This window comes from Serratia sp. A07 (genome assembly GCF_058725505.1).
In genome coordinates this window covers 58,218-80,185 of sequence record NZ_JBZXDO010000005.1, presented here as the reverse complement: position 1 = coordinate 80,185, position 21,968 = coordinate 58,218, and the positions used below count along the sequence as shown (strand labels likewise).

General features: G+C 59.0%; 29 protein-coding genes. 17 read left to right on the top strand and 12 right to left on the bottom strand.

Going from position 1 to position 21,968, the window contains the following annotated elements; genetic code table 11:
* Positions 1 to 130: 130 nt before the first annotated feature.
* Complete coding sequence (locus tag AC4PR2_RS07435; RefSeq protein WP_084827503.1) at positions 131 to 610, top strand: hypothetical protein; 480 nt, start codon at positions 131 to 133, stop codon at positions 608 to 610.
* A 64-nt stretch (positions 611 to 674) separates the two neighbouring features.
* Here AC4PR2_RS07435 and sspB read toward each other — a convergent pair whose 3' ends face one another.
* From sspB to zapE, 5 genes are all read right to left on the bottom strand, one after another.
* On the bottom strand, positions 675 to 1,175 hold the full coding sequence (gene sspB, locus AC4PR2_RS07430) for a ClpXP protease specificity-enhancing factor (protein WP_004937084.1): 501 nt from the start codon (positions 1,173 to 1,175) through the stop codon (positions 675 to 677).
* A gap of 5 nt (positions 1,176 to 1,180) precedes the next feature.
* A complete protein-coding gene (gene sspA / locus AC4PR2_RS07425; protein WP_492174964.1) occupies positions 1,181 to 1,828 on the bottom strand; it encodes a stringent starvation protein SspA in 648 nt (215 codons plus the stop codon).
* A gap of 325 nt (positions 1,829 to 2,153) precedes the next feature.
* Positions 2,154 to 2,546 (bottom strand): 30S ribosomal protein S9, encoded by a 393-nt coding sequence (gene rpsI / locus AC4PR2_RS07420; RefSeq protein WP_004937080.1) that lies wholly within the window; start codon positions 2,544 to 2,546, stop codon positions 2,154 to 2,156.
* Between the two features lie 15 nt (positions 2,547 to 2,561).
* Entirely contained in the window at positions 2,562 to 2,990 is a 429-nt protein-coding gene (gene rplM, locus AC4PR2_RS07415) for a 50S ribosomal protein L13 (protein ID WP_004937079.1), read from the bottom strand.
* A 264-nt stretch (positions 2,991 to 3,254) separates the two neighbouring features.
* Entirely contained in the window at positions 3,255 to 4,382 is a 1,128-nt protein-coding gene (zapE, locus tag AC4PR2_RS07410; protein WP_060424675.1) for a cell division protein ZapE, read from the bottom strand.
* A 231-nt stretch (positions 4,383 to 4,613) separates the two neighbouring features.
* On the opposite strand from zapE, the gene zapG reads away from it, so the two are divergent.
* From zapG to degS, 3 genes are all read left to right on the top strand, one after another.
* Complete coding sequence (zapG, locus tag AC4PR2_RS07405; protein ID WP_004937074.1) at positions 4,614 to 5,015, top strand: Z-ring associated protein ZapG; 402 nt, start codon at positions 4,614 to 4,616, stop codon at positions 5,013 to 5,015.
* Between the two features lie 181 nt (positions 5,016 to 5,196).
* On the top strand, positions 5,197 to 6,567 hold the full coding sequence (gene degQ, locus AC4PR2_RS07400; protein ID WP_443014499.1) for a serine endoprotease DegQ: 1,371 nt from the start codon (positions 5,197 to 5,199) through the stop codon (positions 6,565 to 6,567).
* Positions 6,568 to 6,655: 88 nt separating this feature from the next.
* Positions 6,656 to 7,714 (top strand): outer membrane-stress sensor serine endopeptidase DegS, encoded by a 1,059-nt coding sequence (gene degS / locus AC4PR2_RS07395; RefSeq protein WP_019453130.1) that lies wholly within the window; start codon positions 6,656 to 6,658, stop codon positions 7,712 to 7,714.
* A gap of 72 nt (positions 7,715 to 7,786) precedes the next feature.
* Here degS and murA read toward each other — a convergent pair whose 3' ends face one another.
* The 7 genes from murA to mlaF form a co-directional block, all read right to left on the bottom strand.
* Positions 7,787 to 9,046, bottom strand: coding sequence for a UDP-N-acetylglucosamine 1-carboxyvinyltransferase (gene murA, locus AC4PR2_RS07390; RefSeq protein WP_004937068.1), 1,260 nt, complete (start codon positions 9,044 to 9,046; stop codon positions 7,787 to 7,789).
* A 55-nt stretch (positions 9,047 to 9,101) separates the two neighbouring features.
* Positions 9,102 to 9,356 carry a BolA family iron metabolism protein IbaG gene (gene ibaG, locus AC4PR2_RS07385; protein ID WP_004937066.1) on the bottom strand — a complete coding sequence of 85 codons (255 nt, stop codon included), beginning with the start codon at positions 9,354 to 9,356 and terminating at the stop codon, positions 9,102 to 9,104.
* Between the two features lie 140 nt (positions 9,357 to 9,496).
* Complete coding sequence (gene mlaB / locus AC4PR2_RS07380) at positions 9,497 to 9,799, bottom strand: lipid asymmetry maintenance protein MlaB (protein WP_060424671.1); 303 nt, start codon at positions 9,797 to 9,799, stop codon at positions 9,497 to 9,499.
* Positions 9,799 to 10,428 carry a phospholipid-binding protein MlaC gene (mlaC, locus tag AC4PR2_RS07375; RefSeq protein ID WP_142110563.1) on the bottom strand — a complete coding sequence of 210 codons (630 nt, stop codon included), beginning with the start codon at positions 10,426 to 10,428 and terminating at the stop codon, positions 9,799 to 9,801. Before mlaC ends, mlaB begins: the two co-directional genes overlap by 1 nt.
* 14 nt (positions 10,429 to 10,442) lie before the next feature.
* Positions 10,443 to 10,991 carry an outer membrane lipid asymmetry maintenance protein MlaD gene (gene mlaD, locus AC4PR2_RS07370; protein WP_197658530.1) on the bottom strand — a complete coding sequence of 183 codons (549 nt, stop codon included), beginning with the start codon at positions 10,989 to 10,991 and terminating at the stop codon, positions 10,443 to 10,445.
* Between the two features lie 4 nt (positions 10,992 to 10,995).
* Complete coding sequence (gene mlaE, locus AC4PR2_RS07365) at positions 10,996 to 11,778, bottom strand: lipid asymmetry maintenance ABC transporter permease subunit MlaE (RefSeq protein ID WP_004937059.1); 783 nt, start codon at positions 11,776 to 11,778, stop codon at positions 10,996 to 10,998.
* 4 nt (positions 11,779 to 11,782) lie between these two features.
* Positions 11,783 to 12,598 (bottom strand): phospholipid ABC transporter ATP-binding protein MlaF, encoded by an 816-nt coding sequence (gene mlaF / locus AC4PR2_RS07360; RefSeq protein WP_038879647.1) that lies wholly within the window; start codon positions 12,596 to 12,598, stop codon positions 11,783 to 11,785.
* A gap of 303 nt (positions 12,599 to 12,901) precedes the next feature.
* On the opposite strand from mlaF, the gene AC4PR2_RS07355 reads away from it, so the two are divergent.
* The 13 genes from AC4PR2_RS07355 (at position 12,902) to AC4PR2_RS07295 (ending at position 21,963) form a co-directional block, all read left to right on the top strand.
* A complete protein-coding gene (locus AC4PR2_RS07355; RefSeq protein WP_004937053.1) occupies positions 12,902 to 13,879 on the top strand; it encodes a calcium/sodium antiporter in 978 nt (325 codons plus the stop codon).
* A gap of 16 nt (positions 13,880 to 13,895) precedes the next feature.
* A complete protein-coding gene (kdsD, locus tag AC4PR2_RS07350) occupies positions 13,896 to 14,882 on the top strand; it encodes an arabinose-5-phosphate isomerase KdsD (protein WP_038879650.1) in 987 nt (328 codons plus the stop codon).
* A gap of 17 nt (positions 14,883 to 14,899) precedes the next feature.
* Positions 14,900 to 15,454, top strand: a complete 555-nt coding sequence (gene kdsC, locus AC4PR2_RS07345; protein WP_021505108.1) for a 3-deoxy-manno-octulosonate-8-phosphatase KdsC — start codon at positions 14,900 to 14,902, stop codon at positions 15,452 to 15,454.
* Positions 15,451 to 16,029 carry an LPS export ABC transporter periplasmic protein LptC gene (gene lptC / locus AC4PR2_RS07340; RefSeq protein WP_038879652.1) on the top strand — a complete coding sequence of 193 codons (579 nt, stop codon included), beginning with the start codon at positions 15,451 to 15,453 and terminating at the stop codon, positions 16,027 to 16,029. Before kdsC ends, lptC begins: the two co-directional genes overlap by 4 nt.
* On the top strand, positions 15,998 to 16,537 hold the full coding sequence (gene lptA, locus AC4PR2_RS07335; RefSeq protein ID WP_025304377.1) for a lipopolysaccharide ABC transporter substrate-binding protein LptA: 540 nt from the start codon (positions 15,998 to 16,000) through the stop codon (positions 16,535 to 16,537). Before lptC ends, lptA begins: the two co-directional genes overlap by 32 nt.
* 6 nt (positions 16,538 to 16,543) lie before the next feature.
* Positions 16,544 to 17,269, top strand: coding sequence for an LPS export ABC transporter ATP-binding protein (gene lptB / locus AC4PR2_RS07330; RefSeq protein WP_004937040.1), 726 nt, complete (start codon positions 16,544 to 16,546; stop codon positions 17,267 to 17,269).
* A gap of 52 nt (positions 17,270 to 17,321) precedes the next feature.
* A complete protein-coding gene (gene rpoN, locus AC4PR2_RS07325; protein WP_169318788.1) occupies positions 17,322 to 18,755 on the top strand; it encodes an RNA polymerase factor sigma-54 in 1,434 nt (477 codons plus the stop codon).
* A gap of 23 nt (positions 18,756 to 18,778) precedes the next feature.
* Entirely contained in the window at positions 18,779 to 19,066 is a 288-nt protein-coding gene (gene hpf, locus AC4PR2_RS07320) for a ribosome hibernation promoting factor (RefSeq protein WP_004937038.1), read from the top strand.
* A 155-nt stretch (positions 19,067 to 19,221) separates the two neighbouring features.
* Positions 19,222 to 19,683: a PTS IIA-like nitrogen regulatory protein PtsN gene (gene ptsN, locus AC4PR2_RS07315; RefSeq protein WP_016930212.1), complete on the top strand. Its 462-nt coding sequence runs from the start codon at positions 19,222 to 19,224 to the stop codon at positions 19,681 to 19,683.
* Between the two features lie 129 nt (positions 19,684 to 19,812).
* Positions 19,813 to 20,667, top strand: a complete 855-nt coding sequence (rapZ, locus tag AC4PR2_RS07310; protein ID WP_015379177.1) for an RNase adapter RapZ — start codon at positions 19,813 to 19,815, stop codon at positions 20,665 to 20,667.
* A complete protein-coding gene (gene npr, locus AC4PR2_RS07305) occupies positions 20,664 to 20,936 on the top strand; it encodes a PTS phosphocarrier protein NPr (protein WP_004937034.1) in 273 nt (90 codons plus the stop codon). Before rapZ ends, npr begins: the two co-directional genes overlap by 4 nt.
* A 296-nt stretch (positions 20,937 to 21,232) precedes the next feature.
* On the top strand, positions 21,233 to 21,544 hold the full coding sequence (locus AC4PR2_RS07300; RefSeq protein WP_060424659.1) for a type II toxin-antitoxin system HigB family toxin: 312 nt from the start codon (positions 21,233 to 21,235) through the stop codon (positions 21,542 to 21,544).
* Positions 21,541 to 21,963: a helix-turn-helix domain-containing protein gene (locus AC4PR2_RS07295; protein WP_049198530.1), complete on the top strand. Its 423-nt coding sequence runs from the start codon at positions 21,541 to 21,543 to the stop codon at positions 21,961 to 21,963. Before AC4PR2_RS07300 ends, AC4PR2_RS07295 begins: the two co-directional genes overlap by 4 nt.
* Positions 21,964 to 21,968: the final 5 nt, after the last annotated feature.

Here is a 21,968-nt window from a genome sequence, read left to right as displayed (position 1 = left end):
GGCCTCTGTTTTTAGCCTGCCACGCTTTGTAACAACCTCCCCTCACCTCACCGCGTCAACGCGCTATAGTATTGAGTTAGCACCATTGCGGGGCGCGGCTGCGCCTGACACCGAGATAAGGATAGCGAACATGAAATGCTCCATTTCCCTGTTGGCCGGCGCAGTGCTGGCCGTCAGTTTCAGCGCTTCAGCCATGGCGCTGGATTCGCAGGAGGTCGGTTACAATATCGAAGCGCGCGGCGCGCGGCCGGTCGTGGCACAGTTGGGCAAGGCCGGGCAGTTCAGCGCCGTGGAAAACAGCATCCGGCTGGGGGACGACAGCTGGATTGCCCTGGCGCCCAAGCTGGCCGGCGGCGGCAATGCCGGCTTCACCGCCGGCATCAAATCGGCGCTCTCCGCCGCCCTGATTTACAATCCGGCGGCGGTGTTGCAGGCGCTCAACAAAGGCAACGATCTGCCGCTCAATGACATTTGCACCGCGCCGCCGGAAGTGCAAGGCGACACCGCCATCACCAGTTTCCGCCAGCGCGCAACCCGCGCCTTGTCCACCGTGCGCGTAGGCGATCTCAGCGCACCGCGCGATGCCTGCATTGCCGCCTTGAAAGGCTGATCCGCTTCTGCCGGGCAAAAAAAAAGCACCCCATAGGGTGCTTTTTCGTTTGTTCGCGCAGGGATTACTTCACCACGCGCAGCGCCGGGCGGCCACCGCGCGGCGGCTGCGGCGGCTCGTCGTCCGGGCCGTTGTCTTCCGCGGTATCCGGGCGATCGCCGTCGATCACCGACATCAGGGTTTCCGAAGGGATCGTCTCATTGTCCAGGCCTTCGAACACGCCTTCGCTCTCGTCGTAGGCGGCTTCCGGTTCGAACATCGTGCCGGCGCCGTTTTCACGCGCATAGATCGCCAGCACGGCGGCCATCGGCACCGAAACCTGACGCGGCACGCCGCCGAAGCGCGCGTTGAACTGCACGTCTTCATTGCCCAACGCCAGGTTGCCTACCGCGCGCGGCGCGATATTCAGCACGATCTGGCCGTCACGCGCGAACTCCATCGGCACCTGCACGTCCGGGCGAGTCACGTCGACCACCAGGTGCGGCGTCAGCTGGTTATCCAGCAGCCAGTCATAGAACGCCCGCAGCAGATACGGGCGACGCGGCGTCATCTGAGACATGTCCATCGCGCTTAGCCCCGGGTTTGCAGGCGCATTTCACGCTCGGCTTCGGTCAGGGAAGCCAGGAAAGCGTCGCGTTCGAAGACGCGGGTCATGTAGCCTTTCAGCTCTTTGGAGCCGGCACCGCTCAATTCAATGCCCAGCTGCGGCAGACGCCACAACAGCGGCGCCAGATAGCAATCCACCAGGCTGAACTCTTCGCTCATGAAATACGGCGCCTGGCCGAAGATCGGTGCGATCGCCAGCAGCTCCTCGCGCAGTTGGCGACGGGCGGACTCCGCTTCCTGACCGCTGCTCTTCTCGATCTTGTCCATCAGCGAGTACCAGTTCTTCTCGATGCGCAGCATCATCAGACGGCTCTCGCCACGGGCAACCGGGTAAACCGGCATCAGCGGCGGGTGTGGGAAACGCTCATCCAGGTATTCCATGATGATGCGGGATTCATACAGGGTCAGTTCGCGATCGACCAGCGTAGGCACCGTCTGGTAAGGGTTGAGGTCAATCAGATCTTGCGGCAGGTTATCCATTTCGACCTGCTCGATCTCGACGCTGACACCTTTCTCCGCCAGTACGATACGTACTTGATGGCTAAAAATGTCGGTCGGGCCAGAGAACAGCGTCATTACCGAACGTTTGCGTTTGTTGGCAGCGACAGCCATGAAAACCTCCAAGTTATCTAGAAAATACTGCGAATAGCCAACTGACAGGCTGCTATCCTGAATAATCTTGCCGCAGGCCGGCAGCACGCAGCGCGACCCGAGCCCATGAAAAACCGGCCCAGGAGGTCAACTGCACGGCGAACAGGCGCAAAAGTGGGTGATAGTTTACCAGATTTTGCTTGTTTTGTGGGGACGGTGCGGCGAATTCATGTTGAATTGTCTGATCTGCCACAGATTTTAGTCGGGGACGGCGGATTTCAGGCATAAAAAAACCCGGTGAAGCACCGGGTTTTTTGCGTAAATCGCACTGCCGAAGCAGCGAAAATTAACGCTTGGAGAACTGCGGACGACGACGTGCTTTACGCAGGCCGACTTTCTTACGTTCAACCTGACGAGCGTCACGGGTGACGAAGCCAGCTTTACGCAGTTCAGAACGCAGAGTCTCATCGTACTCCATCAGTGCACGGGTGATACCGTGACGGATAGCGCCAGCTTGACCGGAGATACCACCACCTTTAACGGTGATGTACAGGTCCAGTTTGCCAACCATGTCGACCAGCTCCAGCGGCTGACGAACTACCATGCGGGCAGTTTCGCGACCGAAGTACTGTTCCAGGCTGCGCTGGTTGATAACGATGTTACCGTTGCCCGGCTTGATGAAGACGCGAGCGGCGGAGCTTTTGCGGCGACCAGTGCCGTAGTATTGATTTTCAGCCATTGCCATTAATCCCGATTAAATGTCCAGAACTTGCGGTTGCTGTGCCGCGTGATTGTGCTCGGTGCCCGCGTAAACTTTCAGTTTACGGAACATAGCACGACCCAGCGGGCCCTTTGGCAGCATGCCTTTAACCGCGATTTCAATCACGCGCTCAGGACGGCGGGCAATCATCTCTTCAAAGGTCGCTTGCTTGATACCACCGATGTGGCCGGTGTGGTGGTAGTACACTTTGTCTGTACGCTTGTTGCCGGTTACAGCAACTTTGTCAGCGTTCAGAACGATGATGTAATCACCGGTATCCACGTGCGGGGTGTATTCCGCTTTATGCTTGCCGCGCAGGCGACGAGCCAGTTCAGTAGCGAGACGGCCTAAAGTTTTACCATCTGCATCAACAACGTACCAGTCGCGTTTTACGGTTTCTGGTTTAGCTGTAAAAGTTTTCATTAGAAAGCTTACCCAATAATTAGTTACACGTTGGTGAACACCCAAACGCTCGAAAACAGTTGAGGCTCACACGACCATACAAGTCCAGCAAACCTACCCCTTCGAATAGCCATTGCCGGCACTATAAAGTTTTTGGGAAAAAAAACTTTGTTGTAACGTGGGGTCGCAAGATTATAGAGAAGTCGCTCACAAAGATCGAACGGTTTTTGAATGGAAAATAAATTTATCGCCGGCGGCAGGCAACCGGCGATAGGCCCGGCGGACTCAGGGCAGATGCGGCAGCTTGAGGTACTCTTCGCTCTGCATTTCCTGCAGGCGCGACAGGCAGCGCTGGTACTCGAACTTCAGCCTCTCCCCCTGGTAGATCTCGAACATCGACGCCTCGGCGCCGATCACCAGCTTGACGTGTCGCTCGTAAAATTCGTCCACCAGCGCCAGGAAGCGGCGCGCGGTATTCTCTTTCAGCGGCCCCATCACCTGCACATTATACAGGATCACGCTGTGATACAGCCGCGACAGCGCAATGTAGTCCAGCTGGCTGCGCGCCTCTTCGCACAGCGTGTGGAAATCCACCGCCAGCACGCCGTCCACCGAACGGATCGCCTGCAGCGGCCGATGGTTGATCTGCAGCACCGGCGCGTCCTCCCCCGCCTTGCCCGCCAGCTTGACGAACATCCGATCCAGGGTCGCGCGCGTCTGGTCGTTCAGCGGCGTCAGGTAGAGGTGCGCCTGGGTCAGGGTGCGCAGACGATAGTCGATGCCGGCATCGACGTTCATCACGTCGCAGTACTCATTGATCAGATCGATGGCCGGCAGGAAACGCGCCCGCTGCAGGCCGTTGCGGTACAGATCGTCCGGCGGGATGTTCGACGTGGCCACCAGCGTGATGCCGCGGGCGAACAGCGCCTGCAGCAGCGTGGCCAGCAGCATGGCGTCGGTGATGTCGGACACGAAGAATTCGTCGAAGCACAGTACGTCGGTTTCGGCCTTGAAGCCGTCGGCGACGATTTCCAGCGGGTTTTCCCGCCCTTGCAGTTCGGTCAGCTCTTCATGCACCCGCAGCATGAAGCGGTGGAAGTGCAGACGCATTTTGCGATCGCCCGGCAGGCTGTGGAAGAACATGTCCATCAGCCAGGTTTTGCCGCGCCCGACGCCGCCCCACATATACAGCCCCTGCACCGGACGCTGCGGCGCCGTTTCGCCGCCCTTGCCCAACAAACGGCTGAGCTTGCCGCGCAGCCCGCCCGCAGGCGCGCTCGCCGCGGGCTTTTGCAACAGAGCCTGATAAATGCGATCCAGTTGAGCGACGGCCCGGCGTTGAACCTCATCGGCCTGATATTCCCCCGCGTCCAGCGCCTGCTGGTAGCGAGATAACGGTGATAGTGCCTGCATCTGTTCGATGTTCCCTAAGAACGCTTAGAAATTATTTAGCCAACGTTAGCGGCAAGTTGATGCCGATTCGCACCGTTATCGCCACAAATGCCCGCTGCGGGCGCCGTTGAAAACCCTGTAAACACTGGGTGGAAGCGCATCAGGATTCCACTCGGACAAGGTTAACGGTTATAGTGGATATTATTAAGTGAAAAATCCCTGCGGAACAACGAAGTCAAAATAGGAGTCATCATGACCTGGGAGTATGCGCTGATTGGTTTGGTCGTCGGTATCGTGATTGGAGCGGTGGCGATGCGTTTTGGCAACCGTAAATTACGTCAACAACAAGTCCTGCAGAACGAGCTGGACAAGAGCAAAACCGAGCTGGAAGAGTACCGCCAGGAGCTGGTCGGCCACTTCGCCCGCAGCGCCGAGCTGCTGGACAACATGGCTCGCGATTATCGCCAGCTGTATCAGCATATGGCGAAAAGCTCCAACAACCTGCTGCCGGATCTGCCGATGCAGGAGAACCCGTTCCGCTATCGCCTGACCGAAGCGGAAGCGGACAACGATCAGGCGCCGGTGGAAATGCCGCGCGACTATTCTGAAGGGGCCTCCGGCCTGCTGCGCGGCCAAAGCGCACGCCGCGACTGATATTCCTTCTTCGCCCGCGGGGCCACCCGCGGGTTTATTCCCCCTTTGTGCCTTATTGACCTTCCTTCGCATTACCTTTACTGAACTTTGCACGCAAATTCACGGTCTTACCCTTCACTATGACAAGGTGATTGCCTTATCATCAAATTTTCATCGGCAGGTATTGAGAGAGTTATCATCAATGAAGAAAAAGTCTTTAATTCTTAGTGCATTGGCAATGAGCCTCGGCCTGGCGTTCAGCGCCGTACCGGTGGCCAACGCGGCCCTGCCCGTTGCCGTTCAGGGGCAGCCGCTGCCGAGCCTGGCGCCGATGCTGGAAAAAGTCTTGCCCGCCGTAGTGAGCGTGCATGTCGCAGGCACCCAGGTGCAGCGTCAACAGCTGCCGGAAGAGTTCAGACGCTTCTTCGGCCCCAATTTCCCCGGCCAACAGCAGAGCTCCCGCCCGTTTGAAGGGCTGGGTTCCGGCGTCATCATCGACGCCGCCAAAGGCTACGTGCTGACCAACAACCACGTCATCAACAACGCCGATAAAATCCGCGTGCAGTTGAACGACGGCCGCGAACTGGACGCCAAGCTGGTCGGCCGCGATGAGCAATCCGACATCGCCCTGCTGCAGCTCAGCGACACTAAAAACCTGACCGCCATCAAGATGGCCGATTCCGATCAGCTGCGCGTCGGCGACTTCGCCGTGGCGGTCGGCAACCCATTCGGCCTGGGCCAAACCGCTACCTCCGGCATTATCTCGGCGCTGGGGCGTTCCGGCCTGAATCTGGAAGGGCTGGAAAACTTCATTCAGACCGACGCCTCGATCAACCGCGGCAACTCCGGCGGCGCGTTGGTTAACCTGAACGGCGAGCTGATCGGCATCAATACCGCCATTCTGGCGCCGAGCGGCGGCAACGTCGGTATCGGTTTCGCCATTCCGAGCAATATGGCGCAGAACCTGAGCCAGCAGCTGATCGAATTCGGCGAAGTGAAACGCGGCCTGCTCGGCATCAAGGGCAGCGAAATGACCCCTGACATGGCCAAAGCCTTCAACACCGACGCGCAGCGCGGCGCCTTCGTCAGCGAAGTGCTGCCGAAATCCGCCGCCGCCAAGGCCGGCATCAAAGCCGGGGATATTCTGGTTTCCGTCGACGGCAAGCCGGTGAACAGCTTCGCCGAGCTGCGCGCCAAGGTCGGCACCACTGCGCCGGGCAAAACCCTCAAAGTGGGCCTGCTGCGCGACGGCAAACCGCAGGAAGTCTCGGTCACGCTGGACAACAGCGAGAGCGCCTCGACCAATGCCGAAACCCTGTCGCCGGCGCTGCAGGGCGTTTCCCTCAGCAACGGTGCGCTGCCGAGCGGCGACAAGGGCGTGAAGGTAGAGAACGTGGATAAAGGCTCGACGGCGGCGCAAATCGGCCTGCAAAAAGGCGACGTGATCATCGGCGTCAACCGCCAGCGCGTGGACAGCATTACCGCGCTGCGCAAGGTGCTGGAAGCCAAACCACCGGTGATGGCGCTCAATATCGTGCGCGGTACCGAAACCATTTATCTGCTGCTGCGTTAATTTGTGCAAAAACCGGGCTCGGTGACATACTGCGCCCGGTTAACTCATGCTATCCTCCGAACATCGTTCACCACACCACGAAAACTCCATGTTTGCTAAGCTCTTGCGTTCTGTCGTTATCGGTCTCATCGTTGCCGGCCTGTTGTTGGCTGCCCTGCCCATGCTGCGCTCTTCCAACGGCCTGTTTGCAGAGAAAACCGAGAATACCAGCGACGAAACGCCGGTGAGCTACAACAAGGCAGTGCGCCGCGCCGCACCCGCCGTGGTGAACATCTACAACCGCAACCTGAACGGCGCCGCCAACGTGCTGTCGCTCGGTTCCGGCGTGATCATGAACGAACGCGGCTATATCATCACCAACCGCCACGTGATCAAAGACGCCCAGCAGATCACCGTGGTGTTGCAGGACGGCCGCCGCTACGAAGCGCTGCTGGTCGGCTCCGACGGCCTGACCGATTTGGCGGTGCTGAAGATCGATCCCGGCAACCTGCCGGTGATCCCGACCAACAAAAACCGCGTTGCCCACGTCGGCGACGTGGTGCTGGCTATCGGCAACCCGTATAACCTGGGGCAGACCGTCACTCAGGGCATCCTCAGCGCCACCGGGCGCATCAGTATGAGCACCACCGGCCGACAGACTTTCCTACAGACCGACGCTTCAATCAACCGCGGCAACTCCGGCGGCGCGCTGGTCAACTCGCTGGGCGAGCTGATCGGCATCAACACCCTGACCTATGACAAAATCACCGACGGCGAAACGCCGGAGGGCCTCGGCTTCGCCATTCCGATCGAACTGGCCACCAAAATCATGGACAAGCTGATCCGCGACGGCCGCGTGATCCGTGGCTATTTCGGCATTCAGGGTAAGGAGATCATTCCGCTGCGCTCCTCCAATTCCGGCATCGATCGCCTGCAGGGCATCATCGTGACCGAAATTACGCCGAACGGCCCGGCGAGCAGCGCCGGTTTCCAGATCAACGACATCATCATCAACGTGGATAACAAACCGGCGGTGTCCGTGCTGGAGACCATGGATCAGGTCGCGGAGATCAGGCCGGGCACCGAGATACCGGTTATCGTACTGCGCGACGGCAAACGCATTACGTTGAAAATGACGGTGGGTGAATTCCCGGAAGACAGCAATTAAAAAAAGGGCCGGCATTGATAGCCGGCCCTTTGATTTTCATCCTGCCGACGCAACCGCGCCGGCGCTAATCACTTACTCGCCTTTCACGCGCTCGATGTTCGCACCCAGCGCGCGCAGCTTGTCTTCAATACGCTCATAGCCGCGATCGATGTGGTAGATGCGATCGACGACGGTCACGCCGTCGGCGATGCAGCCGGCGATCACCAGGCTGGCGGAAGCGCGCAGATCGGTCGCCATTACCTGAGCGCCGGACAGCTGCTCAACGCCGTGGCAGATCACGGTGTTGCTCTCGATTTCCGCGTGCGCGCCCATGCGGATCAGTTCCGGCACGTGCATGAAGCGGTTTTCGAAGATGGTCTCGGTGATGACGCCGGTGCCTTCCGCCACCAGGTTCAGCAGGCTGAACTGGGCCTGCATGTCGGTCGGGAAGCCCGGGTGCGGCGCGGTGCGCACGGTGACCGCTTTCGGGCGTTTGCCGTGCATGTCCAGGCTGATCCAGTCTTCACCCACTTCGATATCGGCACCGGCTTCGCGCAGCTTGGCCAGCACCGCATCCAGCGTGTCCGGACGGGTGTTGCGGCACATCACTTTGCCGCCGGAAACCGCGGCGGCGATCAGGAAGGTGCCGGTCTCGATGCGGTCAGGCAGCACGCGGTACACGCCGCCGCCCAGACGCTCGACGCCCTCGATGGTGATTTTGTCACTGCCGGCGCCGCTGATCTTCGCGCCCAGCGTGTTGAGGAAGTTGGCGGTATCGACAATTTCCGGCTCACGCGCGGCGTTCTCGATAACGGTGGTGCCGGTCGCCAGGGTCGCGGCGCTCATGATGGTCACGGTCGCGCCCACGCTCACCTTGTCCATGACGATGTGCGCGCCCTTCAGGCGGCCCTCGACGGACGCCTTGACGTAACCTTCTTCCAGCTTGATCTCGGCACCCAACTGCTCCAGGCCGGTGATGTGCAGATCGACCGGACGCGCGCCGATCGCGCAGCCGCCCGGCAGGGAAACCTGGCCGCGGCCAAAGCGCGCCACCAGTGGCCCCAGCGCCCAGATGGATGCGCGCATGGTTTTCACCAGATCGTAAGGGGCACAGAACTCGTTCACACCGCTGGCGTCCACGAAGACCGAACCGTTGCGCTCAATCTTGGTACCCAGCTGGTTGAGTAGTTTAATGGTGGTGTCGATGTCCTTCAGCTTAGGGACATTCTGCAGTTCGACCGGCTCTTCCGCCAACAGGGCGGCGAACAGGATCGGCAGGGCGGCGTTTTTGGCCCCGGAAATAGACACTTCACCGCTCAGGCGAGTCCGACCCTGCACACGAAATTTATCCATCTGACTACTCTCTGTTATCTAATCTGAAGCTGCCCGCCCGGCAGGGCAAACAGCCTTAAAATCCGTTGAGTTTGCGGTCTCGCTGCCACTCTTCAGGGGTGTACGCCTTGATAGACAAGGCATGAATGCGGTTGTCCGCAATGTATTCCATCAGCGGTGCGTAAACCGTCTGCTGTTTTTTGACGCGGCTCATACCGGCGAACAGTTCACCGACCACGATCGCCTGAAAATGGCTGCCGTCGCCCGTCACATGTACTTCATCCAGTGCCAATGCCTGCATCAGCACGTCTTTAATCTCGTTGGTTTCCATAGTATCCAGTTCTGCCGCTAAAGGATCATAAACAGCCTAGTATCTTAGTGGAATACGATGTTTTCTTAAACTAAAGAAAAAGCCCCTGCGTAACAGGGGCTTTGTATCGTTTTACCACGCAAGGGCGGCGTAAAACGCCGCTAACCGGCGGTATCGACAGGCATTATCGCCTGCAGGTTGTAGAGCGCGATCAGCGTTTTCAGGCGCTCGGTGGCGCCGAAAATTTTTAGCGCTACGCCGCGCTCGCGCTGCTCTTCCTGCAGATGCAGCAACAGCGCCAGCCCGGCGGAGTCCACGCGCTCCAGTTGCGCCACGTCGATCGCGGTTTTATCCGCCATCAGCGCGTCGCGCTGCCGCCACAGCGGCTGCAGCGTTTCCCGGTCCAGTTCACCGCGCAGGATCAGCGTCTGCTGCTGTGATTCGAAGCTGAGCGCTGCCGACATCAGTTTTTCTTGTCCAGCGTAATAGGCTGCGCGGCGGCGGCCTGCAGCTGTTTGGTCAGGCCATCGATGCCCTGAGTACGCAGCGTGGACGCCCACTCGTTCTGCTTGGTGGTGATCATGCTGACGCCTTCGGCGATCATGTCATACGCCTGCCAATAGCCGGTTTTGCTGTTCTTGCGCCATTGGAAATCCAGACGCACCGGCGGGCGGCCGCCGTTGTCGATGATGGTGACGCGAATGGCCACGATGTCGGCATTGCCCAGCGGCTGTTCAGGCGCGATCTGGTAAGTCTGGCCGTGGTACATCGCCAGCGCCTGGCCGTAAGCCTGCTCCAGGTAAGACTGGAAGGCGGTGAAGTAGGCTTCGCGCTGCGCAGGCGTCGCGTCTTTGTAGTAACGGCCCAGCACCAGCGCGCCGGCGTATTTCACCTGCACGAACGGCATCAGTTCCTGATGCACGATGGAGCGCAGGTAGTTCGGGTCCTGCTTGATCTTCGGCTGTTCGTTCTTCAAACGGCTGAAGGTCTTCTGCGCCGCGTCTTGCATCATGCTGTAAGGATTGGTTTGGTCGGCTGCGCTCGCCAGCGGTGCAACCACCAGCAGAGCCACCATCAGTAAACGTTTAAACATGCAGGTATCCTCTCTTAATGACTTGGAACAGCGGGTTGCGGTGCGGCGCCGGCAGCCGGCTCAGCGGCCGCGTCTCCCGATTTGGCGCTGTCCTGACCGCCGCTTTTATACAGGAACTGGCCGATCAGATCTTCCAGAACCATGGCTGACTTGGTGTCCTGGATGGTGCCGCCATCTTTCAGAATGGTGGTGCCCATGTCAGGATCTTCGAAGCCCACGTTAAGCGCCAGATATTGCTCGCCCAGCAGGCCGGAGGTGCGGATCGCCAGCGAGCTGGTATCCGGGATTTGGTCGTACTTTTTCTGGATATCCAGCGCCACGCGCGGCGTGTAGGTTTTCGGATCGAGCTCTATGTCCGCCACGCGGCCGATCACCACGCCACCGATCTTCACCGGCGAACGCGGTTTCAGGCCGCCGATGTTGTCGAACGTCGCGTAAATGCGGTAGGTCGGCTCGCTGCCGATCGATTTAAGGTTCGCCACCTGCAGGCAGATAAACACGATGGCGCACAGCGCGATCAGCATAAATGCCCCAACCCAGATTTCACTCTTCTTCGTTTGCATCGAATCAATTCCCAAACATCAGTGCTGTCAGCACGAAATCCAATCCCAACACCGCCAGTGACGAATGCACCACGGTACGCGTCGTCGCCCGGCTAATCCCTTCAGAGGTAGGCACGGCGTCGTACCCGTTGAAAATGGCAATCCAGGTTACGGTAATGGCGAATACCACGCTTTTGATCAGGCAGTTGAGCAGATCTTTTTTCCACTCCACGGCGCCCTGCATCGCCGACCAGAAGAAGCCGCTGTCGATGCCCTTCCAGTCCACGCCGACCACCGAGCCGCCCCAGATGCCGATCGCCACGAAAATGATGGTCAACAGCGGCATGCTGATGAGCCCCGCCCAGAAGCGCGGCGCCACGATGCGCCGCAGCGGATCGACCGCCATCATTTCCAGGCTGGAGATCTGCTCCGTCGCCTTCATCAGGCCGATTTCCGCCGTGAGCGCGGAACCGGCGCGGCCGGCGAACAGCAGCGCCGTCACCACCGGCCCCAGTTCGCGCAGCAGCGACAGCGCCACCATCATGCCGAGGCTGGCCTCGGCGCTGTAGGTGGTGAGCACGATATAGCCCTGCAGGCCCAGCACCATGCCGATGAACAGCCCGGAGACCATGATGATCAGCAGCGACTGCACGCCGACGCTGTAGAGCTGTTTCAACAACAGCGGCCACTGCTTGCCGGGTTCCGGCCGGCCAATCAACGCGTTGAACAGCATCAACCCGGCGCGGCCGAAGCTGGCGCTGGTGTTGATGCCACTGCGCCCCAAGGACGCTAACGCTCTTAATAACATGAGCTTATTTACTCCCTAAGCCTAGCAGTTCGGTCTGATAATCCCCGGCCGGATAGCGGAACGGCACCGGCCCATCCGCTATACCATCCAGGAACTGGCGCACGCGCGCATCAGGATTGTTCTGCAATTGCTGCGTGGTGCCTTCGGCGATCACCCGGTGATCGGCCACGATGTAGGCGTAGTCGGCGATGCTCAGCACCTCCGGCACGTCGTGCGACACCACGATGCAGGTAATGCCCAGCGCATGGTTCAGCTCATCGATCAGCTTGACCAGCACCCCCATGGTGATCGGATCCTGGCCGACGAAGGGTTCGTCGAACATGATCATCTCAGGGTCCAGCGCGATCGCGCGCGCCAACGCCGCCCGGCGCGCCATGCCGCCGGAAAGCTCATTGGGCATCAGCTGGGCCGCGCCACGCAGCCCTACCGCCTCCAGCTTCATCAGCACCGTGCTGCGCAGCAGGGGTTCAGGCAGGTTGCTGTGCTCGCGCAGCGGGTAGGCCACGTTTTCGAATACGGTCAAATCGGTGAACAGCGCGCCCGACTGGAACAGCATGCTCATCTTTTTGCGCGCGTCGTATAACTGACGGCGGGACAACGCGGGAATGTTGTCGCCGTCGAACCAAATCTCCCCGCTGTCCGGCGTCAGCTGGCCGCCAATCAGGCGCAGCAGCGTGGTTTTGCCGATGCCCGATGGCCCCATGATTGCCGTGACCTTGCCTCGGGGCACCGTCAGGTTGATGTCTTCAAATATCCGCCGGTCGCCGCGCGAGAAGCTCATGTCACGCACTTCGACCAAATTATCTGCCTTATGGAGCATGTTAATGGACCCTTTACGACTCATCTGTTGCTGAATCTACCCGTGATGTTAAAGCAATGGGCGCAATCCGTCTCATCTTTACAAAAACTTACTGCCATTTCGCGCCCAATGGTGCCATTGGTTTTACTTTTCCGCGCCACCCGGTCAAAATTGGCGCCATAACGAAAAAAAACGAAACTGTTCAACTATTAGCCGGGAAAAACCGTTGCTGTAGCTCTAGCGCGCGCAACGGAGGGCAAGCAATACCGCCGCATTGACGGCTTTAACCAACGAACCGGGATAATACCCGACAAAGGACCCTGCATGTTTCTCGCGATAGCATTATTAATCGTTGGTTTATTTCTACTGGTGTATGGTGCAGACCGCTTAGTTTATGGTGCTGCCGTGATTTCCCGCTCGCTCGGCGTCCCGCCGTTGATCATCGGCATGACCATCGTCGGCATCGGCACTTCGCTGCCGGAGCTGATCGTGTCCACCACCGCCGCGCTGAACGGGCAGATAGATATGGCCGTTGGCAACGTATTAGGTTCCAACATTACCAACATTTTATTGATCCTGGGCGTGGCGGCGCTGATTCACCCGCTGGCCGCGCGCTCCGAGATACTGCGGCGCGAACTGCCGCTGATGTTAGCGGTCACAGTATTGTGCGGTTTCGTGTTGATGGACGGCACCCTGAGCAGGCTGGACGGCGTGCTGCTGCTGGCCGCCGCCGCCGGCTTCATCCTGCTGATGCTGAAAATCGCCCGGCTGGCGCAGCGCGAGGGCAGCGACAGCCTGACCATGGAACAGATCGCCGAGCTGCCGCAGGACAGCAGCAACACCGTGGCGGTGCTGTGGCTGGTGTTGGCGTTTATCATTCTGCCGCTCTCTTCCAGGATGGTGGTCGATAACGCGACGGTGATTGCGCACTATTTCGGCCTGAGCGAACTGGTGGTCGGGTTGACCATTATCGCCATCGGCACCAGCCTGCCCGAACTGGCCACCTCCATCGCCGGGGCGCTGAAGGGCGAGGATGATATGGCGATTGGTAATATCATCGGCTCCAATATTTTCAACACGGTGATCGTGCTGGGCGTCCCCGCCCTGCTATCGCCGGGTAGCGTGGACACCGCCGCCTTCCAGCGCGATTACTGGGTGATGCTGGCGGCCAGCGTGCTGCTGAGCGTGCTGTGCATCGGCCGCAAACACCGCATCGGCCACCTGGCGGGCGCGCTGTTATTATGCGGCTTTATTGCGTATCTTGCGGTGCTGTTCTTTAACCCTTTCAGTACTTTCGGCTAAACCGACGGGAATGAGTATGTCGAACATTGAGTTGCAACCGGGCTTCGATTTTCAGCAGGCCGGCAAAGAAGTGCTTCAGATAGAGCGTGAAGGGCTGGCTCAGCTCGACAGCTACATCAACGCAGACTTCACCCGCGCCTGCGAAACGATCGCCGCCTGCGGCGGCAAAGTGGTGGTGATGGGCATGGGCAAATCCGGCCATATCGGCTGCAAGATCGCCGCGACCTTCGCCAGCACCGGCACCCCCTCATTCTTCGTTCACCCGGCGGAGGCCAGCCATGGCGATTTGGGCATGGTCACCCCGCAGGACATCGTGCTCGCCATCTCCAACTCCGGCGAGTCCAGCGAGATCCTGGCGCTGATCCCAGTATTGAAACGCCAGCAGATCACCCTCATCTGTATGACTAACAATCCGGAAAGCTCGATGGGCAAAGCGGCGGATATCCACCTGTGCATCAAGGTGCCGCAGGAAGCCTGCCCGCTGGGGCTGGCGCCGACCACCAGCACCACCGCCACGCTGGTGATGGGCGATGCGCTGGCCGTCGCGCTGCTGAAAGCGCGCGGTTTCACGCCGGAAGATTTCGCGCTGTCGCATCCGGGTGGCGCACTCGGCCGCAAACTGCTGCTGCGGGTTAGCGATATCATGCACAGCGGCGACGAAATGCCCCACGTCAGCGCCGACGCCTCGTTGCGCGACGCGCTGCTGGAAATTACCCGAAAAAATCTGGGCCTGACGGTGATTTGCGACGATCTGATGAAAATCGCCGGCATCTTCACCGATGGCGACCTGCGCCGGGTGTTCGACATGGGCATCAACCTGCACGAGGCGAAGATCGCCGATGTCATGACGCCGGGCGGCGTGCGGGTGCGCCCCAATATTCTGGCGGTCGATGCATTGAACCTGATGCAACAACGCCACATCACCGCGCTGCTGGTTGCCGATGGCGACCAGTTGCTGGGTGTGGTACATATGCATGACATGCTGCGCGCCGGCGTCGTTTAATTAAGGAATAGAACGGAATGGGTATGGTAGAAACCTGCTACGGGCCGGTAGAACAAGAGGTTATGGCGCGTGCCGGGAACATCCGCCTGTTGATTTGCGACGTTGACGGCGTGCTGTCGGACGGCCTGATCTTCATGGGCAACAACGGTGAAGAACTGAAGGCGTTCAACGTGCGCGACGGTTACGGCATCCGCTGCTTGAAAACCTCGGACATCGAAGTGGCGATCATCACCGGCCGCTCCGCCAAGCTGCTGGAAGACCGCGCGCAGACGCTCGGTATCACCCATCTGTATCAGGGGCAATCCGATAAGCTTTTGGCCTTCCGCGAACTGTTGGATAAACTGTCGTTAACGGCGGATCAGGTCGCCTATATCGGCGATGACCTGATCGACTGGCCGGTGATGGCGCAGGTCGGCCTGGCGGTCGCGGTGGCGGACGCCCACCCGCTGTTGACGCCGCGCGCCCACTACGTCACCCGCATTGCCGGCGGCCGCGGCGCGGTGCGCGAACTGTGCGACATCATTCTTTTGGCTCAAAATAAGCTGGAGGACGCCAAAGGGCTGTCGATATGAGTAAAACCAAACTGTGGATCACCATCCTGTTGACGGTGATCGTTCTGGCGCTGATCGGCTGGAACATGACGGACTTCAGCGACGAGACGGCCCCTGGCCCGGTCAACGATCAGGATCCGACTTACCAGAGCCAGCACACGGTCACCGTGGTGTACAACCCGGCCGGCAAGCTGAATTACAAACTGGTGGCGGAAGACGCGAAGTATTACACCGCCGGCGAGCTGAGCTGGTTCACCCAGCCGGTGATGACGCTGTTCGATGAGAATGCGGTGGCCACCTGGTCAGTTCGCGCCGATCGCGCCAAACTGACTAAAGACCGGATGCTGTATCTGTATGGTCACGTCGAGGTAAACAGCCTGACCACCACCTCGCAGCTGGAAAAAATTAAGACGGACAACGCTCAGGTAAACCTGGTCACCCAGGACGTCACCTCCGATGACGAAGTCACGCTTTACGGGACCAATTTTACCTCTAACGGCATGAAAATGCGTGGGAACCTGCGGACCAAAACCGCTGAGCTGATTGATAAGGTTAAGACCAACTATGAAATTCAGAACCAAAAACCAACTCCGTAACCTGTTGCTCGGCAGCTTAGTTTTGGCCGCCAGCGCCCCCGCACTGGCGCTGAAATCCGACTCCAGCCAGCCGGTGAGCATCGACTCGCTCAAGCAGTCGTTGGACATGCAAAGCAACGTCAGTACCTTCACCGACAACGTGGTGATCAAGCAAGGCACCATCGATATTCGTGCCGACAAGGTGGTGGTCACCCGTCCGGGCGGAGATCAGAATAAGACCTATATTGAAGCGTTCGGCAACCCGGTAACCTTCTACCAGATGCAGGACAGCGGCAAGCCGGTCAAAGGCCACGCGCAGAAAGTGCGTTACGACGTGGCGACCCAGCTGGTGACCCTGACGGGCAACGCCTATCTGGAGCAGCTCGACAGCAACGTGAAAGGCGATCGCATCACCTATCTGGTGCAACAGCAGCAAATGCAGGCGTTCAGCGATAAAGGCAAACGCGTGACAACGGTTCTGGTACCGTCGCAGTTGCAAGACAAAAACGGGCAAAAAAAGAGTAACTAATCACTTATGGCAACACTCATCGCAGAAAACCTGGCGAAAGCCTACAAGGGCCGTAAAGTTGTCGAAGACGTCAGCCTGAAAGTGAAATCCGGCGAGATCGTCGGCCTGCTCGGGCCGAACGGCGCCGGTAAAACCACCACCTTCTACATGGTGGTCGGCATCGTGCCGCGCGACGCCGGGCGCATCGTGATCGACGAAGAAGACATCAGCCTGCTGCCGCTGCACGCCCGCGCGCGCCGCGGCATCGGATACCTGCCGCAGGAAGCGTCGATCTTCCGCCGCCTGAGCGTGTACGACAACCTGATGGCGGTGCTGGAGATTCGCCCCGACCTCACCAGCGAACAACGCGAAGACCGCGCCAAAGAGCTGATGGAAGAGTTCCACATCTCCCATCTGCGCGACAGCCTCGGCCAGGCGCTGTCCGGCGGTGAACGCCGCCGCGTCGAAATCGCCCGCGCGCTGGCGGCCAACCCGAAATTCATTCTGCTGGACGAACCCTTCGCCGGGGTGGATCCGATTTCCGTTATCGACATCAAAAAAATCATCGAGCACCTGCGTGACAGCGGCCTGGGCGTGCTGATCACCGACCACAACGTGCGCGAGACGCTGGACGTATGTGAACGCGCCTACATCGTCAGCCAGGGCAAACTGATTGCCCACGGCACGCCGGATGCTATTCTGGCCGACGAGCAGGTTAAACGCGTTTATCTGGGCGAAGAGTTCCGCCTCTGAGCGCCGGCGCGCCCTGCGGGGCGACACCGTTAACGGAAGTAGACAGAAGACTATGAAGCAAGGTTTGCAACTCAGGCTCAGCCAACAGCTGGCCATGACTCCTCAGCTCCAGCAGGCGATCCGCCTGCTGCAGTTGTCCACGCTTGAGCTTCAGCAAGAGATCCAGCTGGCGCTGGAGAGCAATCCACTGCTTGAACAGACCGATCTGCACGACGAAATCGACGCCAAAGAAACCCAGGAAACCGAGGGGCTCGATACCCGCGAGGCGCTGGAACAAAAAGACATGCCGGAAGAGCTGCCGCTGGACGCCACCTGGGATGAGATCTACACCGCCGGCACGCCGTCAGGCACCGGCACCGACTACAGCGACGACGAGCTGCCGGTCTATCAGGGCGAGACTACCCAAACGCTGCAGGATTACCTGATGTGGCAGGTGGATCTGACGCCGTTCTCCGATACCGACGCCGCCATCGCCACCTCCATCGTCGACGCGGTGGACGACACCGGTTATCTCACCGTGCCGCTGGAAGACATTCTGGAAAGCCTGGGCGACGAGAACGTGACCCTCGAGGAAGTCGAGGCGGTGTTGAAGCGCGTGCAGCGTTTCGATCCGATCGGCGTCGCCGCGCGCGATCTGCGCGATTGCCTGCTGGTGCAGCTCTCCCAATACGCCAAAGACACCCCTTATCTGGCCGAAGCGCGGCTGATCATCAGCGACCATCTGGATCTGTTGGCCAACCACGACTTTCGCAGCCTGATGCGATCAACCCGGCTAAAAGAAGATACACTGAAAGAAGCGATGCTGCTGATTCAGTCGCTCGATCCGCGCCCGGGGCAGTCGATCAATACCGGCGAATCGGAGTACGTGATCCCGGACGTGCTGGTGCGCAAGACGCAGAACACGTGGACGGTCGAGCTTAACGGCGACAGCATACCGCGTTTGAAGATCAATCAGCAGTACGCCGCGCTGGGCAACAACGCCCGCAGCGAAGCCGACGGCCAGTTCATCCGCAGCAACCTGCAGGAAGCCAAGTGGCTGATTAAAAGCCTGGAGAGCCGCAACGAGACGCTGCTGAAGGTCACCCGCTGCATCGTCAGCCAACAGCAGGCGTTCTTCGAGCAAGGCGAAGAGTTTATGAAACCCATGGTGTTGGCGGATATCGCCCAGGCCGTGGAGATGCATGAATCGACGATCTCGCGCGTCACCACGCAGAAGTTTCTGCACAGCCCGCGCGGCATTTTCGAATTGAAATATTTCTTCTCCAGCCACGTGAATACCGACAGCGGCGGCGAAGCCTCCTCGACGGCGATCCGCGCGTTGGTGAAGAAATTGATTGCGGCGGAAAACCCCGCCAAACCACTCAGCGACAGCAAGCTGGCCACCCTGCTTTCCGATCAGGGGATCATCGTGGCGCGGCGCACCGTCGCCAAGTACCGAGAGTCTTTGTCCATCCCGCCGTCGAACCAGCGTAAACAGTTGGTTTGACCTCTATTGAGAAGGAAGACACTATGCAGCTCAACATTACCGGACACCACATCGAAATCACCGATCCGTTGCGCGAGTTCGTGAACAACAAGTTCGCCAAACTCGAACAGTATTTTGATCGCATCAATCAGGTGTATGTTGTATTAAGTGTGGAAAAAGTGCAGCAAATTGCGGAAGCAACGGTGCACGTGAATGGAGGCGAGTTGCACGCCACCTCGGAAGACGAGAATATGTATGCCGCAATTGATACGCTGATCGACAAATTGGCACGTCAATTGAACAAACATAAAGACAAATTGAAGCAACACTGACACCCTAACCCATTCCGTGAGGTTGCCTCCGTCGCAGCCTCGCCCTTCGGCGCGTGACCCGCATGGGTGACGCGCCGAACGGTAATCAGGGTTAAAACCGACGAAAAACCGCCTTGCCGGGTGCGCCCGGCGGCGCGGTTTTAAGTGAAGATGAGATGAACAACGAATATATGCAATTAAGCTCGGTGTTAAACATCGAGTGCACCAAAAGCTCGGTACACTGCACCAGCAAGAAGCGGGCTTTGGAAATTATCAGCGAACTGGCCGCCAAACAGCTCAATCTGCCTTCGCAGGTGGTGTTTGACGCGGTTCTCACCCGGGAGCGCATGGGCAGCACCGGTATCGGCAACGGTATCGCCATTCCCCACGGCAAACTGGAAGAGGACACACTGCGGGCCGTTGGCGTGTTTATCCGTCTCGACCAACCCATCGCTTTCGACGCTATCGACAACCAGCCGGTCGACCTGCTGTTCGCGCTGCTGGTGCCTGCCGATCAGTGCAAAACCCATTTGCATACCCTGTCGCTGGTCGCCAAACGCCTGGCCGACAAAACCGTATGCCGCCGTCTGCGCGCCGCGCAGAGCGACGAAGAGCTTTACCAAATCATCACCGAGTGAGGCCCGGCCGGCGTGACTTCCAGCCCGGATAACGCTACTGTTTCACGATGATGGATCCGGCTGCGGCCGGAATAACAAAGTTTCCACCGGTGGCGATGAACGCCGCCGCGATGCCAGGGGAGTTGCCACATGGTGCTGATGATTGTCAGCGGCCGTTCCGGTTCCGGAAAATCCGTCGCCTTGCGGGCGCTGGAAGACATGGGTTTTTACTGCGTTGACAACCTGCCGGTGGTGCTGCTGCCGCAGCTCGCCAACACGCTGGCGGAACGCAATATCTCCGCGGCGGTCAGCATCGACGTGCGCAACATGCCGGAATCGCCGGAAGTGTTCGAATACGCGATGACTCAGCTGCCGGACAGCTTCTCGCCGCAGCTGCTGTTCCTCGACGCCGATCGCAACACGCTGATCCGCCGTTACAGCGACACCCGCCGCCTGCATCCGCTCTCCAGCAAGAACCTGTCGCTGGAAAGCGCCATCGACGAAGAGAGCGATCTGCTCGAACCGCTGCGCTCGCGGGCTGACCTGATTATCGACACCTCGGAAATGTCGGTGCACGAACTGGCCGAAATGCTGCGCACCCGCCTGCTGGGTAAGCGTGAGCGCGAGCTGACCATGGTGTTCGAATCCTTCGGTTTCAAACACGGCATCCCGATCGACGCCGACTACGTGTTCGACGTGCGCTTCCTGCCTAACCCGCACTGGGATCCGAAGCTGCGGCCGATGACCGGTCTGGACAAGCCGGTCGCGTCGTTCCTCGATCGCCATACCGAAGTGCATAACTTTATTTACCAGACCCGCAGCTATCTGGAACAGTGGCTGCCGATGCTGGAAACCAACAACCGCAGCTACCTGACGGTCGCCATCGGCTGTACCGGCGGCAAACACCGTTCGGTGTACGTGGCGGAACAGCTGGCCGATTACTTCCGCTCGCGCGGCAAGAACGTGCAATCGCGCCACCGCACGCTGGAAAAGCGCAAACAATGACGGTCAAACAGACGGTTGAAATCAAAAACAAGCTGGGCATGCACGCGCGCCCGGCGATGAAACTGTTCGAACTGGTGCAAAGCTTCGACGCCGAAGTGATGCTGCGCAACGAAAGCGGCACCGAAGCCGAAGCCAGCAGCGTCATCGCGCTGCTGATGCTGGACTCCGCCCAGGGTCGGCACATCGAAGTCGAAGCGACCGGCCCCGATGAAGTCAACGCGCTGGCGGCGGTGGTCGAGCTGTTCAACTCCGGGTTTGATGAAGATTAGCCGCTGAAGCCCTCTCGCGAATGCGTCGTACCGGCGCGTTCGTTCCCTTTGCCTCCTATCCCTGACACAACCTCCCGCTTTTCACTTTGCGTACCCGCTTCCAAAATCAGCAGTAACTGCCTGTAAATGCGAGGCATGGATTTACCATCACGGCGCTAACCGCAATAGTGTGCCACGACAGAAACGGGCTGCAGCCGGGTATTTCCCTCTCACTGCGAGCGGGGATGATAAGTTTACAATTTGTGAACACCTAAGGCAGCCGCTATAATGTTCACCAGGCAGGAATCGAGGGAACGATGCATATCATTTCCAGGGAACCGTTCAATAACGCAACGAAGCAATACCCTAATGAAGCCGCTGCTCTCGAGGCCATTTATAAAACGTTGCGACGCGGCGAGTTCCGCACGCCGGACGAGTTAAAAGCGCTTTTTCCTTCGCTCGATCGTATGAAATACAAAGAGAAATGGTGGGTCATTGACGTCGGCGGCAACCACCTGCGAATTTTGTTCTTTGCCAGCTTTGAGACACAGAAAGTATTCATAAAGCACATTGTTAGCCACGCCGAGTACGACAAGCTGATGCAGCACTATCGAAGGAGTTCATCATGATTACAGATGCCATTAAGGCCGCCGATGCGCTGCTGCGCGCCGTGCCCTTATTGCAGGGCAGCGGTTCTCAGCAAGACTACCGGGAAGCGCTCGAATTGGTGGAATATCTGCTGGAAAACGATGAACACCATCCGCTGATTGACATGCTGGCAAAAAAGATCGCCGAATATGAAGATAACGGCGCCGAGTTTACCGCATTCAACCAGCGTATCGCCCAACTCCCGCAGGGGGTGGCCGCGCTTCGCGTATTGATGGAACAGCACCAACTCAGCCAAAGTGATTTTGAACATGAGATCGGCAAAAAGTCGTTGGTCAACCAAATCCTAAGCGGCAAAAGATCGCTGACCATTCCGCACATTATGGCGCTGGCCAAACGCTTCAATCTGCCCCCGGCCCTCTTTCTGCCGGAAGCAGATTAGCCCCC

Coding starts and splice junctions, on each gene's coding strand:
- AC4PR2_RS07435 (WP_084827503.1), top strand. CDS start 131: ATGAAATGCTCCATTTCCCTGTTGGCCGGCGCAGTGCTGGCCGTCAGT.
- sspB (WP_004937084.1), bottom strand. CDS start 1,175: ATGGACATGTCTCAGATGACGCCGCGTCGCCCGTATCTGCTGCGGGCG.
- sspA (WP_492174964.1), bottom strand. CDS start 1,828: ATGGCTGTCGCTGCCAACAAACGCAAACGTTCGGTAATGACGCTGTTC.
- rpsI (WP_004937080.1), bottom strand. CDS start 2,546: ATGGCTGAAAATCAATACTACGGCACTGGTCGCCGCAAAAGCTCCGCC.
- rplM (WP_004937079.1), bottom strand. CDS start 2,990: ATGAAAACTTTTACAGCTAAACCAGAAACCGTAAAACGCGACTGGTAC.
- zapE (WP_060424675.1), bottom strand. CDS start 4,382: ATGCAGGCACTATCACCGTTATCTCGCTACCAGCAGGCGCTGGACGCG.
- zapG (WP_004937074.1), top strand. CDS start 4,614: ATGACCTGGGAGTATGCGCTGATTGGTTTGGTCGTCGGTATCGTGATT.
- degQ (WP_443014499.1), top strand. CDS start 5,197: ATGAAGAAAAAGTCTTTAATTCTTAGTGCATTGGCAATGAGCCTCGGC.
- degS (WP_019453130.1), top strand. CDS start 6,656: ATGTTTGCTAAGCTCTTGCGTTCTGTCGTTATCGGTCTCATCGTTGCC.
- murA (WP_004937068.1), bottom strand. CDS start 9,046: ATGGATAAATTTCGTGTGCAGGGTCGGACTCGCCTGAGCGGTGAAGTG.
- ibaG (WP_004937066.1), bottom strand. CDS start 9,356: ATGGAAACCAACGAGATTAAAGACGTGCTGATGCAGGCATTGGCACTG.
- mlaB (WP_060424671.1), bottom strand. CDS start 9,799: ATGTCGGCAGCGCTCAGCTTCGAATCACAGCAGCAGACGCTGATCCTG.
- mlaC (WP_142110563.1), bottom strand. CDS start 10,428: ATGTTTAAACGTTTACTGATGGTGGCTCTGCTGGTGGTTGCACCGCTG.
- mlaD (WP_197658530.1), bottom strand. CDS start 10,991: ATGCAAACGAAGAAGAGTGAAATCTGGGTTGGGGCATTTATGCTGATC.
- mlaE (WP_004937059.1), bottom strand. CDS start 11,778: ATGTTATTAAGAGCGTTAGCGTCCTTGGGGCGCAGTGGCATCAACACC.
- mlaF (WP_038879647.1), bottom strand. CDS start 12,598: ATGCTCCATAAGGCAGATAATTTGGTCGAAGTGCGTGACATGAGCTTC.
- AC4PR2_RS07355 (WP_004937053.1), top strand. CDS start 12,902: ATGTTTCTCGCGATAGCATTATTAATCGTTGGTTTATTTCTACTGGTG.
- kdsD (WP_038879650.1), top strand. CDS start 13,896: ATGTCGAACATTGAGTTGCAACCGGGCTTCGATTTTCAGCAGGCCGGC.
- kdsC (WP_021505108.1), top strand. CDS start 14,900: ATGGGTATGGTAGAAACCTGCTACGGGCCGGTAGAACAAGAGGTTATG.
- lptC (WP_038879652.1), top strand. CDS start 15,451: ATGAGTAAAACCAAACTGTGGATCACCATCCTGTTGACGGTGATCGTT.
- lptA (WP_025304377.1), top strand. CDS start 15,998: ATGAAATTCAGAACCAAAAACCAACTCCGTAACCTGTTGCTCGGCAGC.
- lptB (WP_004937040.1), top strand. CDS start 16,544: ATGGCAACACTCATCGCAGAAAACCTGGCGAAAGCCTACAAGGGCCGT.
- rpoN (WP_169318788.1), top strand. CDS start 17,322: ATGAAGCAAGGTTTGCAACTCAGGCTCAGCCAACAGCTGGCCATGACT.
- hpf (WP_004937038.1), top strand. CDS start 18,779: ATGCAGCTCAACATTACCGGACACCACATCGAAATCACCGATCCGTTG.
- ptsN (WP_016930212.1), top strand. CDS start 19,222: ATGAACAACGAATATATGCAATTAAGCTCGGTGTTAAACATCGAGTGC.
- rapZ (WP_015379177.1), top strand. CDS start 19,813: ATGGTGCTGATGATTGTCAGCGGCCGTTCCGGTTCCGGAAAATCCGTC.
- npr (WP_004937034.1), top strand. CDS start 20,664: ATGACGGTCAAACAGACGGTTGAAATCAAAAACAAGCTGGGCATGCAC.
- AC4PR2_RS07300 (WP_060424659.1), top strand. CDS start 21,233: ATGCATATCATTTCCAGGGAACCGTTCAATAACGCAACGAAGCAATAC.
- AC4PR2_RS07295 (WP_049198530.1), top strand. CDS start 21,541: ATGATTACAGATGCCATTAAGGCCGCCGATGCGCTGCTGCGCGCCGTG.